The sequence below is a fragment of the Sphingobium sp. BHU LFT2 genome (assembly GCF_018604485.1).
Taxonomy (GTDB): domain Bacteria; phylum Pseudomonadota; class Alphaproteobacteria; order Sphingomonadales; family Sphingomonadaceae; genus Sphingobium; species Sphingobium yanoikuyae_A.
This window is the reverse complement of record NZ_JAFCGW010000002.1, coordinates 81,720-94,382: the sequence shown is the minus strand read 5'-3', so window position 1 is coordinate 94,382 and position 12,663 is coordinate 81,720. Positions and strand designations below refer to the sequence as shown.

The 12,663-nt window shown below is 64.6% G+C and carries 6 protein-coding genes; 4 read left to right on the top strand and 2 right to left on the bottom strand.

What is annotated here, in order from left to right; translation table 11 throughout:
- The first annotated feature begins 65 nt into the window (after positions 1-65).
- Together JQK15_RS05725 and JQK15_RS05720 are read left to right on the top strand one after the other, a co-directional pair.
- Positions 66-716 carry a GntR family transcriptional regulator gene (locus tag JQK15_RS05725; protein ID WP_004212495.1) on the top strand — a complete coding sequence of 217 codons (651 nt, stop codon included), beginning with the start codon at positions 66-68 and terminating at the stop codon, positions 714-716.
- A gap of 51 nt (positions 717-767) precedes the next feature.
- Positions 768-2,213 (top strand): amino acid permease, encoded by a 1,446-nt coding sequence (locus tag JQK15_RS05720; protein WP_214864117.1) that lies wholly within the window; start codon positions 768-770, stop codon positions 2,211-2,213.
- A gap of 52 nt (positions 2,214-2,265) precedes the next feature.
- Here JQK15_RS05720 and JQK15_RS05715 read toward each other — a convergent pair whose 3' ends face one another.
- Complete coding sequence (locus JQK15_RS05715; RefSeq protein ID WP_214864115.1) at positions 2,266-4,131, bottom strand: gamma-glutamyltransferase; 1,866 nt, start codon at positions 4,129-4,131, stop codon at positions 2,266-2,268.
- Positions 4,132-4,211: 80 nt separating this feature from the next.
- Positions 4,212-7,271: a TonB-dependent receptor domain-containing protein gene (locus JQK15_RS05710; protein WP_251007624.1), complete on the bottom strand. Its 3,060-nt coding sequence runs from the start codon at positions 7,269-7,271 to the stop codon at positions 4,212-4,214.
- A gap of 529 nt (positions 7,272-7,800) precedes the next feature.
- On the opposite strand from JQK15_RS05710, the gene JQK15_RS05705 reads away from it, so the two are divergent.
- Both JQK15_RS05705 and JQK15_RS05700 read left to right on the top strand, forming a co-directional pair.
- On the top strand, positions 7,801-9,690 hold the full coding sequence (locus JQK15_RS05705) for a gamma-glutamyltransferase family protein (protein ID WP_214864111.1): 1,890 nt from the start codon (positions 7,801-7,803) through the stop codon (positions 9,688-9,690).
- A 13-nt stretch (positions 9,691-9,703) separates the two neighbouring features.
- Positions 9,704-12,658, top strand: a complete 2,955-nt coding sequence (locus tag JQK15_RS05700; RefSeq protein ID WP_214864109.1) for an amidohydrolase family protein — start codon at positions 9,704-9,706, stop codon at positions 12,656-12,658.
- Positions 12,659-12,663 lie beyond the last annotated feature (5 nt).

Genomic DNA, 12,663 nt, shown 5'->3' with positions numbered 1-12,663 from the left:
CGGACGGGATCGTCCATCATATACGAAGTTGTATTCCGTCGTTCGCTCTGTGCTATGTTCGCTGCATGAGCCTAGTCATCCGAAACCTCTCCGACCAGTTGGTCGACCTTGTCCGCGAGCGCATATTGTCCGGCCGGGTGCCGCCCGACGGGCCGATCCGCCAGGACGCGCTGGCCGCCGAACTGGGGATCAGCAAGATTCCGCTGCGCGAGGCACTGGCCCGACTGGAGCAGGAAGGACTGCTCAAGTCGCAGGCCAATCGCGGCTTCTTCGTGCGCAGCCTCAACCGGGTGGAGGCGGACGAAGTCTATGCGCTGCGCCTAAAGCTGGAACCCGATGTGATGGCGTTGGCCGCCGAACGGGCGGACGAGGCGGAGCATCAGGCGGCGATCAACACGCTGGCCACCCTCTATCAGGTCACCGACGAAGGCGGTGACGGGGTGGGGGCGTTCAACCGCGCCTTCCACATGGCGCTGCTGCGTCCCAGCAACCAGCCGCTGTCGGTCAATATTCTCGAACGGCTCCATATTCTGTCGGAACGCTATGTCCGCAAGCATCTGGAGCCGCTCGGCCGCGACGAACGCGCCAATGACGAACATCGCGAGATGCTCGATGCCTGGCTTGCCCGCGACGGCCAACTGATCCGCGAACTCACGGTCGCACATATCCGCAAAACCATGGACGATCTCATGGTTCAGCTCGACGCCGACGACTGAACCATAACCGAGCAACCGGAACGTCCATAAGAACAGGGAAGGAAATTTCGGTTGAGCACTGGATTTTGGGGACCGATCAAGCCGATCGGCGCCGGTCATCATGCGCAGCATCAGCAGTTGCGCAAGACATTGTCCTGGCCGCATCTGATCGCGCTGGGGGTCGGAGCGATCGTCGGCACCGGCATCTATACGCTGACCGGCGTGGGCGCCGACCGAGCAGGGCCGGCGGTGATCCTGGCCTTCGCCATTGCCGGCGCGGTGTGCGCCTGCGCGGCGCTGGCCTATGCCGAACTGGCCACGCTGATCCCGACCGCGGGTAGCGCCTATACCTACACCTATTCGGTGCTGGGCGAGACGCTGGCCTGGGTGGTGGGGTGGAGCCTGATCCTGGAATATTCGCTGGCGTGCAGCACCGTGGCGGTCGGCTGGTCGGGCTATCTGGTCGGCTGGATCCAGCAGGCGGGGATCAGCCTGCCGCCGATGCTGCTGGCCGGGCCGCATGGCGGCGGCATCGTCAATTTGCCCGCCGTGCTTGTGGCACTGGCGATCGCCGGCATGCTGATCGCGGGCACGCGGGAAAGCGCGACGCTCAACATCGTCCTGGTCGTCATCAAGCTGACCGCGCTTGCCGCCTTCGTCGCGCTGGCGCTGCCTGCCTTCCAGTCCGACCATCTCCAGCCCTTCATGCCCTATGGCTTCGTCAGCCATGTGGAAGGTGGCATGACGCGCGGCGTGATGGCGGCGGCGGCGATCGTCTTCTTCGCCTTCTACGGTTTCGACGCGGTCGCGACCTCGGCCGAGGAAGCGCGCAATCCCGGCCGTGACCTGACCATCGGCATCGTCGGATCGATGGCGGTCTGCACCCTCATCTATATGGCGGTCGCGGTAGCGGCGATCGGCGCGCTCGATTATCGGGCGCTGGCCGGTTCGTCCGAACCGCTGGCGCTGGTGCTGCGTACGCTGGAGCATCCGGTCGCCGCCTGGCTGGTGGCGGGCGCTGCGCTGGTGGCGCTGCCCTCCGTCATCCTGGTCATGATGTATGGCCAGAGCCGCATCTTCTTCGTCATGGCGCGCGACGGCCTGCTGCCGCGCTCGCTCAGCAAAGTGTCGGAAAAGACCGGCTCGCCCGCCCGCATCACCGCGATCACGGGCCTCTTCGTCGCGGCGGTGGCCGGCTTCTTCCGCCTCGACGAGATTGCCGAGCTGGCCAATGCCGGCACGCTGATCGCCTTCATCGCGGTCGCCGGCTGCATGATGGCGCTGCGCCGGAAGGCGCCGGACATGCCGCGCGTCTTCCGCTGCCCGCAGCCCTATCTGGTCGGTACGCTGGCGATTATCGGCTGCATCTATCTGCTGATCAGCCTGCCGGAAAAGACGCTGCTGCGCTTCGGCCTGTGGAACCTTGCTGGCCTGGCCCTCTATTTCGCCTATAGCCGCGGCCGCAGCCTGCTGCGCACGACCGGTTATGCGGCAAGCGAGGAAGGCCTGCCCGAATAGAGCAGTCGTGACCCGAGCCGGTCAGCCGCGTCGCCGCGACTGGCCGGCTTGTTCAATAGCCCACAGCATAGCCCATGCGGCGGGGATCGGCGCCGGCCATGCGGGCGCCCGATGGGTCGGCCAAAATGCCTTGCACGCTGCCGATCGCATAGGGGCCGACCAGTTCGATCTTGTGCCCCATCGCGGTCAGGCGCTGGATTGTTGCGTCGGGGAATCGTCGTTCCGCCTGCACGGTGATCGCCGCGCCGGGCTTGTAGAAATTGGGATCGGCGTCGAGCGCGAAGCGCGGTGCTTCGATCGCGGCCTGGATCGGCAGGCCGCGATCGACGACATTGACCAGGAACTGGAACTGGGTCTGGCCGATCGTCTCGCCGCCAGGCGATCCGAAGACCAGTTTCAGCCGGCCCTTGTCGAGGACGATGGTCGGGCCATTGCCGAGCAGGGCGACCTTGCCCGGTGCGACCTTGTTGGGATGGCCGGCATAGGGGGCGGACGAGCCGAGGCGCAGGCCGTTGTTGAACAATATGCCGGTATTGCCCATCACCAGGAAGGTGCCGAAGCCGCCGCCGACCGTCGTCGTGACCGCGATGGCATTGCCGTCGGCATCGACCGCCGACAGGCTGGTGGTATCGCCGCCGCGCGTATGGTCATCGCCCTGATGCGCGAAATCCTGACGTGCCCGCTCCAGCGCGGCGAGGTCGAAGGCGGCGGCATTGCCGCCCTGCGGATAGAGGCCTGCGCGGGCCGCATCGATCAGCTTGCGTCGTTCGGCGGCGAAGCGCTTGGACAGCAGTCCCTCGACCGGCGTTCTGGCGAATTTGGGATCGGCGGCATATTTATAGACATCGGCCTTCGCGACCTTGATCGCCTCGATCAGATAATGGGTGAAGAGCGGATCGTCGGCGGGCAGTGCGGCCAGGTCGAACCCCTCGACCAGATTGAGCTGCTCGCACAATTCGAGCCCCGTGCGCGAGGTGAGCGGGCTGCAATAGACGTCCAGCCCGCGATAATTGGTCGTCACCGGATCGTCCCAGCGTGGCTGATAGGCCTTGAGGTCATCGAGCCGCAGCCAGCCGCCGGTCTCCTTCGAGAAGCGGGCAAATTCCTGCGCGATCGGGCCGGTGTAGAAATAGTCATGCGCCGCCTGCAACGCGCGATCCCGATCGGCGCCGCCCTTGAGCGCCTGGCTTTCCGCGTCGGCAAGGGCCTGAAAGCTGCGGGCCAGATCGGGATTGCGGAAGATGGATCGCGGGGCGGGGGGCTGGCCACCGGGCAGGAAGATCGCCGCGCTGGTCGGATAGAGCGCCAATGTCTTTTGCGCCCGCGTGATGAACATCGCGATGGAGGCGTCGAGCGGATGGCCGTCGCGGGCATAGCCGATCGCCGGTTCAAGCAGGGTCGAAAGCGGCAATTTGCCGAACCGGCGGGCCAGCGCGATCCAGCCGCCAAAGGCGCCCGGCACGGTCAATGCCTTGGGGCCATGGTCCAGCGCCTTGGGATCGCCATCGGGATCGAGCAGGCGCGGCGCGCCGCCGGTGAAAGCCAGTGACTGGACCTTGCCGGTCTTGCGATCGAGGCAGGTGGCAAAGCCGTTGCCGCCCGCGCTGGATGCCCAGGGTTCGACCACGTTCATGACCGCCATTGCCGCGACCACGGCATCGGCGGCGGTGCCGCCCTGCATCAGCATGCGGGTGCCGGCCATGGCCGCCAGCGGATGGCCCGCCGTCACGCCGCCATGCGGCATGGGCACTTCGACCCGGTGCGCGGCGACGCTGGCGCTGCCGGTGCGGGGCGCGTCGGGCGCGCGTGCGCCCGATTGGGCCAAAGCGCGGCCGGGCAGGGTGGTGAGCGCCATGCCGGCAAGGCCGGCGGCCAGCATTTCGCGGCGATCCAGGAAGGATGGGGGCGTATCGGACATGGCGGAGCGACCTTGCAGGGGAAGGGAAAAGGAAAAAATGGGCACGGCAGCATCGCGCCGTGCCCATGTCTTGCAAGCCTTTAGAAGACCTTCTTCAGGCTGGTGTACCAGTAGCGCGCCTGCGGCTGGTAGAGGTTCGACAGATAGCCGCCCGATGCCAGCGGCGGATCCTTGTCGAAGATGTTGCGCGCGCCGATCTGAACGGTGGTGCCGTTCAATGGGCCGTCATTCTTGAACGTATATTGGCCATAGAGATTGACCGTCGTCTGGCCCTTCACCGTCCAGGGATTGGCGGACGCATCGCGCACGCCATTTTCATAGACGCTGTCGATATACTGCGTGAAGGCGCCGATCTTCCACGGGCCGAGCGACCAGTCGAAGGTTGCCGAAAGCCGCCAGCGCGGCTGGCCATCGCGGCCGATGACGTCGCCGCCGCCCTGGATCGGCACGCCGGCATTGATCTCGCCAGCGGCCTGTCCCGCGATCACCTGCTGCACGCCCGCCGGGGCGTCGACATAATAGCTGATCAGGCGCGAGGCATTCACGTTGAGCGAGAAGGTGCCGACCGACGTCGTGGGCAGGAAATAATCCAGATTGAAATCGATGCCCTGGACGGTGACCGGCAGCAGATTTTGGAAATTGGCCACGACGTAGAGCAGCTCGCCGACTGGTGCGAGCCCGGTGCCGGCGACGCGGGCGATATCGTCCGCCGTCGGATCGCGGCGGATGACGTTGGGATTGCTGCTGCCCTGGGTGCGTAGCAGATAGTCGAGGTTGAGCGCATTCTGATAGTCGAGCAGGCCCACGACATTCTTCTGCTGGATCTTCCAGCGGTCGACGGTGAAGGTGACCTTGCCCAATCCGTCGCCCAGTTTCGGCGACAGCACCGCGCCGAAGCTCCAACTGGTCGATTCCTCGGGCTTCAGGTTCGGGTTGCCGCCGCTGCGACGCAGCACCGACACGTTGCAGACCGCGCTGGAGAAATTGGCCGCGCGGCCCGAACGGGCATCCGCTTCGCACAAAACATAATCGAAGCCGCCATTGACGCGATCAAGCGTGGAGGTGTTGATGACCTCCAGGTTCGGCGCACGGAAGCCCTGTGACCAGGAGCCGCGCAGCATCATGCCCTCCAGCAATTCCCACGATCCCGCGACCTTGGGCTTTGCCACCGAACCGACGTCGCTATAATCTTCGTAACGGCCGGCGACCTGGAAATTCAGGCGACGGAACATGGGGATTTCCATTTCCGGGCTGAAGATCGGGATGGCGAGTTCGGCATAGGCGGACTTCACGTTGCGCTTGCCGCGCACGTCCGGGCTGGGGCTGGCGCCGCCAAGGTCGGAGCCATAGAAGACGCCGGTGACCGCGTCGGTATAGGTGGTGTCGACCCCGGCAATGCCGCCCTGATAGGTGGAGCGATTGTCATGATAGGTCTCGCGCCGCCATTCGATGCCGGCCGCGACGCCGATGCTGTTGTCGGCCCACAGGCCCAGCAGATTGGCGTTCGACACCTTGAAGTCCCACAAGGCCAGCGAGGTGCGGGTTTTGCGGGTCGCCTCGATCATGAAGCTGTCGATCGTGGACTGGCTGTTGGGCGTGCAGTCGCCGATCGACGGCGTATCGACGCAGCCGCCGTTGAACGGATTATAGGCGTCGGGCGTGGTCTTGTTGATCGCCTGTTGCAGCAGCGTGTTCGAGAAATTCTCCTGCGTGTCCTTGGCCGTGGCCCAGGTGTAGAGGCCCGCCGATTCCCAGTCGAAATCGCCGATACTGCCGCGCAGGCCGCCCAGGAAACGATATTGGTAATTGGTCACGTCGACCTTGCGCGATCCCACGTCGACATAGCTGAGCGACGTGATCTGGACCGGCAGACCCTCGGCCGGGACCACCGAAAGGTCGAGGCCGGGCAGGCGGTTGGGCGATCCGACCGGGCCGAGCGGGTTCCAATAGGCATTGGCTGCCACCGTGATCGGAATATTGGCGAGCGAGCCGGGCGCGCCGATCGTCGAACTGGTCTTGCCGCGATAGAAGCCGACTTCACCGAAGAAGGACAGGGCGTCCGACAGTTCATAGTTGATGTAGGAGAAGATATTGATGCGCTTGACCGAAGGCTGGGCGGTCAGATCCTTGAAGGTCGCCGGTGAATCGAAGCGCAGGTTGGAATCCGCGCCCGACATTTCCGTGGCGCCATTGCCATCGTCATAGCAGGTGTCGGGCGTGCCCGACGCGATCCGACAGCCGGCATTGGTGCTGGGCTGGATGTGGAACTGGCCCGAGCTGTTGGTGAAGGCGGTGCCGTTGCTGCTGATCGTCTGGTTGAGGAAATTGGCGCCGCCGCCGGGGCGGACGACGCGGAAGGTGCCCCAGGGCGTGCTGGTGCTGGTGCCGTTCCAGGCCGCGACATTGGCGAAGGAGGTGCCGGCGACATAGCCGCGCCGGTCGACGCTGGCGGTATAGTCCTGGTCGCTGAGATAGAGTTTCGATTTTTGCGCATAGCCGCCGAAGATCGAGATATTGCCGCGGCCTTCGTTGAAGTCGAAGCCGACCAGGCCATTGGCGGCAAATTCGCGCAGATTGGTGCCTTCCGCGCCGCCATATTGGACGTCGAACTTGGCGCCCTTGTAGTCGGACTGGAGCACGTTGTTGACGACGCCGGCAACCGCGTCCGAACCATAGAGCGCCGCCGCGCCATCGCGCAGCACTTCGACGCGCTCGATATTGCCGACGGGAATGGTGTTGGCGTTGTAGCCGAAGGTCGGGACGCCGGAATCGACGACGCCGGTGATCGCTTGGGATGTCGGGTGCAGCACGGTGCGACGGCCGTTGATCAGCAGCAGCGTGTTGCCCTGGCCAAGACCACGCAGCGAAACGGTCGATACGTCGCCGCGCGCGGCGTTGGCATTGCCGCCGCCCAGCACCTGTTCGTTGAAGGTAACGCCGCCCAGTTGCGGGATGGAGCGATAGAGATCGGCGCCCGAAACGGCGGCCACGGCCTCAATCTGCTCTTCGCCGACCAAGCTGACCGGCAGCGCGCCGGCGGTGTTGGCGCCCTTGATCTGGGAGCCAATGACGACGATTTCCGCGGCGGCAGGTTCACTCGCCTGCGGGGCGGCTTCTGTGCTGGACTGGGCCTGGGCCATGCCGGCCGTCAACGCCCAGAGACTGGCACTGGTTAGGGCGGTGGTTAAGGCGAAAAGCGTCTTTCCTCTTTCTTTCGTCATTATTGTTCCCCTGTGATGAAGCCTGAAGCTTCGCGCCGTTAGGCAAAGGTGCCTTTCCGGTTCAGAGTTTGGGGAGGTCGGCAAATGTCGGCGCCGCACGACGCGTGCAGCGACCCATGCTTATTGATGACCGTTCAGATAGTGCATTTGCAGGCCCTCCCGAAAAACTGGAGTTCCGGCATCATCCCTTGCGTGGGAAATCGTTGCTGCTGTCGCCCTCACGACGGCAAGGCTTTTTCCGGGCACAACACCCACCATTGTGCGCGTTCATTGCGCTAGAACTGATGGGCGTGAAATTTCCACCATATGTTTCGAAATATTTTTGAAATAAAATCGGATTTACCGGCATATAGCGGAAAAATCGGGTTGGCTCGTTGTTGCGCGTATCGGCCGGCAAACGCCTTCCCTCGGGTGATGCCGGACAGGCCGAAAACAGGGGATTCCATCGATGAGCGATAACGCAAAGCAGGGGGTGACCCGGCGGGAGTTCGCGGCGTCGGCCATGGCCGGTGCGGCCTTGGTCGCGGGCGCCGGGCCAGCCTCCGCCCAGGCGGGCAATGCGCCCGCAAAGTCCGGCAAGGCAGCGATTGAGCCAACCAGGTTGGTTAGTGCAGGCGAAACGCTGCGGCCGGAAATCGTCGGCCAGTTCGGTATCGTTGCGGCCGGGCGCCATTATGCCGTGGCGGCGGGGACGCGCATCCTGCTGGCCGGCGGCAATGCGACCGACGCGGGCGTGGCGGCGGTCTTCGCTGCGGCCGTGACCGAGATTTCGCATTTCGGCTTTGGCGGCGAAGCGCCGACCATCATCTATGACGGCAAGACGAAAAAGGTGTCGCTGATCAGCGGCCAGGGCGTCGCGCCGGGGCTGGCCACGCCCGACAAGTTCGCCGATGCCGGAGTCATTCCGGGCAATGGCCCCAATGGCGGCACCGTGCCGGCGATGGTCGATGCAATGGCGCTCGCGCTCCAGCTCAACGGCACGATGGGCCTGCATGACGTGATGCAGCCCGCCATCGAACTGGCCGACGGTTTCGTCATGTATAATTTCCTGGCCGAAGTGTTTGTCAGCCAGCAGAAGGCGACGTCCAAATATAAGGACGCCTACGACGCCTATTATCCCGGTGGCCAACTGCCCAGGACCGGGGAGATTTTCCGCCAGCCCAATCTCGCCCGCACGATGCGGATCATTGCCGACGCGGATGCAGCGGCGTTCAGGAAGACCAAGGATCGCAAGGCTGCGATCCAGGCCGGGCGCGACGCCTTCTACAAGGGTGACATCGCCCGCCGGATCGGCGCCGCGATGGAGCGGGACGGCGGCCTGATGCGCTACGAGGATCTGGCCAAGTACAAGGGCAAGGTCGAGGCGCCGGCGATGACCAGCGTCTTTGGCTATCAAGTCTGCAAGGCGGGGTTCTGGAGCCAGGGGCCGGCCATGCTGATGGCGCTCAACATTGCCGAGGCGGCCGGGATCGCGACGATGGAGCCGGGCTCGGCGCCCTATCTCCACACCGTTGCCGAGGCGATCAAGCTCGCCTTCGACGATCGCAACATGTATTTTGGCGACCCCGATTTCGCCACAGTGCCGATGAAGGGGCTGTTGTCGAAGGACTATGCGGCGCAGCGGGCCAGGCAGATCGGCCCGCGCGCCTCGCTGGAGCATCGCTTCGGCAATCCCTGGGCGTTCGAGGGCAGGGCGCGGACCACGCCGCAATTCACGCCGCATATGCTGAAAGCCCCGTCCAAGCCGACCGCCGACACGACCGCGATCGAAGTGGTGGACAAGGACGGCAACCTCTTTTCCTGCACGCCCAGTTCCGGCTGGATGCTGGGCGGCGCCTATATTGCAGGCGATACCGGCGTGCCGATGAGCAACCGCCTGACCGTGTTCGACCTTGATCCGGAAAGCCCCAACGTCCTGGTACCCGGCAAGCGGCCGCGCACGACCCTGTCGCCCTCGATGGTGCTCAAGGACGGCCAGCCCTATCTGGCGATCGGGACGCCGGGCGGCGACAATCAGGATCAGCAGATCATGAACGTGCTGCTGCGGGTGCTGGCCTTCAACCAGCCGCTCCAGGCCGCGATCGAGGCGCCGCGCATCAACTCCAATCATTTCCACGGCTCCTTCGGCATCAAGAAGGATGAGCCGGGCGTGCTGGAAATCGAGGATCGCGTGCCGGAGGCGGTGCGCGACGATCTGGCCGCGCGCGGTCACAAGCTGGACGTGCTGGGGCCATTCGCGGTGTCGACCGGCATCGTCGCGACCGGTGTGATGCCGGGCAGCGGCACGCTGCGCGGTGGCGCGGACGTGCGCCGCGAACGCTATATATTTGGTTGGTAAGGGGATCGATCCGATGAAATCTGCCTTCAAGCTTCTGTCGCTGGCCCTGTTGTCGGCCGGCGCCGTCCAGGCCTATGCCCAGCCGGCCAATCTGCCCCCGCCCGGCGGCGAGACCCCGATCGCCTTCGATGTGCATGAAGGCACCTCCATGGAGGTGTCGGTATCGCCCGACGGCAAATCGCTGGCCGTGGACCTTCAGGGGAGCCTCTGGATCATCCCGACCAGCGGCGGCAAGGCGAAGCGGATCACCGACTATTTCAACGATGCGCGCCAGCCGGTCTGGTCGCCCGACGGTTCGCGCCTCGCCTATTTTTCCTATCGCGACGGCAATTATGATCTCTGGACGATCAAGCCGGACGGCAGCGACATGCGCAAGCTGACCGAGGGCGCCTATGATGATCGCGAGCCGGCCTGGTCGCCCGATGGCCGGACGATCGCCTTCTCGTCCGACCGCAGCGGCAATTACGACATCTGGACGCTGGACATCGCCAGCGGCGCGATGAAGCAGGTCAGCAGCAACGGGCGCGAGGATCGCATGCCCAGCTGGTCGCCCGACGGCGCGCGCATCGCCTATTCCGGGACGGATGGCGCCAAGACCGCCCTTTATGTCACGGCCCTCGCCGATGGGCAGGAAAGCCTGTTGAAGCAGGTGCAGGGCAAGATAGATGCGCCGTCCTTCGGACCCGGCGGCGAGCTTGCCTATGTCGTGCAGGACGCGCAGGGCAGCCGTCTGGAAGTCGATGGCAAGGCCGTCAGCGGCGCCGAGAATGTCTTCCCCTTCCGTGTGTCCTGGGGGAAGGGCGGCTATTATTATGTGTCCGACGGCAAAATCCGCAGCCGCAAGGGCACCAGCCTGTCGACCGTCAACTTCGCCGCCACGCTGGAGGTGGTGAAGCCCAGCTACACCCGCGCCAAGCGCGACTGGGATTCGACCGCGCCGCGCAAGGCGCTGGGCATCGTCCATCCAACCCTGTCGCCCGACGGCAGCCGCATCGCCTTTGCCGCGCTCGGCGATCTCTATTTCATGTCGTCCAAGGGCGGGGTGCCGGAGAATCTGACCAAGGATGGCGCGCTGGACACCGATCCGGCCTGGTCGCCCGACGGCCAGAGCCTGGTCTATACCTCCGACAAGGGCGGCGGCCTGCCACAGCTGTGGATCCGCGACCTGAAGACCGGCAAGGATCGCCGGCTGACCGACATCGACACCCAGCCGTTGGGCGCCGCCTGGTCGCATGACGGCACGCGGATCGCCTATATCGATGTCGACGGGCGCTGGGGCGTTGCCGGCCTGTGCGTGGTCGATGTCGCGACTGGCAAGATCACCCGCCTTCAGGGATCGCTGGGCCAGCCCGGCAGCCCCAGCTGGTCGCCCGACGGCAAATATGTCGCCATCCCGCTATCCTACAAATATTCCAACAGCTTCCGCGAGGGCACCAACCAGGTCTACATGGTGCCGACCGATGGCGTGGGCAAACCCTTCTGGCAACTGCCCGAACCGAATATGTCGATGGATACCCGCGCCGGCGGCGGCCCTGCCTGGTCGCCCGACGGGACGAAGATGGCCGCCATCTATGAGGGGCTGCTGAAGATCTGGCCGGTGGCCGCCGACGGCAAGCCGCTGGGGCCGCCGCGCTCCTACACCTCCGACATCTCCTATTTCCCGAGCTGGGCCGGCGACAACAAGACGATCCTGTTCCAGTCGGCCGACAAGCTGAAGTCGCTCGACACCGAAACCGGTGCGATCACCGACATTCCGCTGGACCTGACATATCGCATCGCCAACCCGACCGGGCGCACGGTCATCCATGTCAGCAATCTGGTCGACTCCGTCCATGACGTGACCCAGCATGACAAGGACATCATCGTCGACGGCCATCGCATCGCCGAAATCCGCGACCATGATCCAGCGCTGCATCAGGCGGAGCATTTCGTCGACGGCACCGGCCTCACAGCCATTCCCGGCCTGATCGAACATCACTCCCACGCCCAGAAGGATTTCGGCTCCAATCTGGAACGAGCCTGGCTTGCCTATGGCATCACCACGGTGCGCGATCCGGGTACGCAAATCTATGATGCGGTGGAGGATCGCGAGGCGGCGGAATCGGGCGTGCGCCTGTCGCCGCGCCTCTATGTCGCCGGGCCGCTGCTCGAATGGCAGCGTGTCTATTACAAGATGGGCGTGGCGGTCTCCAGCCCGGCCCATCTGGAGCGGGAATTCACCCGCATGCGCGCGCTTCATTATGACATGATCAAGAGCTATGTGCGCATGCCCGACCTGTTCCAGCGGCAGATCGTGCGCGCCGCCCATGAAATGGGCATTCCGGTCAGCGGTCATGAAATCTTCCCGGCGGCCTTTTCCGGCGTGGATGGCACCGAGCATATGGGCGCGACCAGCCGGCGCGGCTATTCGCCCAAGCAGGGACCGCAAGGCATGGCCTATGAGGATGTGATCCAGCTTTTCGGCCGCAGCGGCCGGACCCTGACGCCGACCCATTTCGGCGCTATGACGCCTTATCTGGCCAAGCATCCCGGCTACAAGGACGACCCGCGCCTCAATCTCTATCCGGTCTGGGCACGGGAAACGATCACCGAAGCCGATCCAATGGCCAGCATGCTGCGCCCGTTGCTGGAGGGGCAATATAAGAGCCTGAAGAAAATGTATGACGCCGGCACGCTGGTGACGGCGGGCACCGACACGATGATCGCCAACAATCTCCATGCGGAGATTTCCTCCTATGTCGACGCCGGCCTGACGCCGTTCCAGGCGCTTCAGACCGCGACCGTCAATTCAGCGAAGGATCTGAACCTGGATGCGGGCACGCTGGAGGCCGGGAAGCTGGCCGACATCGTGCTGGTCGATGGCGATCCGCGCGCCGACATCGCCAACACCTTCAAGGTGAAGAAGGTGATGATGAACGGCGTCATCCATGACGTGGACGACATCGTCGCCGGGGGCATGGGGAAATGATCCGG

Excerpts from the sequence above, each read along its gene's own strand:
- JQK15_RS05725 (WP_004212495.1), top strand. The coding sequence starts at position 66 with ATGAGCCTAGTCATCCGAAACCTCTCCGACCAGTTGGTCGACCTTGTC.
- JQK15_RS05715 (WP_214864115.1), bottom strand. The coding sequence starts at position 4,131 with ATGTCCGATACGCCCCCATCCTTCCTGGATCGCCGCGAAATGCTGGCC.
- JQK15_RS05710 (WP_251007624.1), bottom strand. The coding sequence starts at position 7,271 with ATGGCCCAGGCCCAGTCCAGCACAGAAGCCGCCCCGCAGGCGAGTGAA.
- JQK15_RS05705 (WP_214864111.1), top strand. The coding sequence starts at position 7,801 with ATGAGCGATAACGCAAAGCAGGGGGTGACCCGGCGGGAGTTCGCGGCG.
- JQK15_RS05700 (WP_214864109.1), top strand. The coding sequence starts at position 9,704 with ATGAAATCTGCCTTCAAGCTTCTGTCGCTGGCCCTGTTGTCGGCCGGC.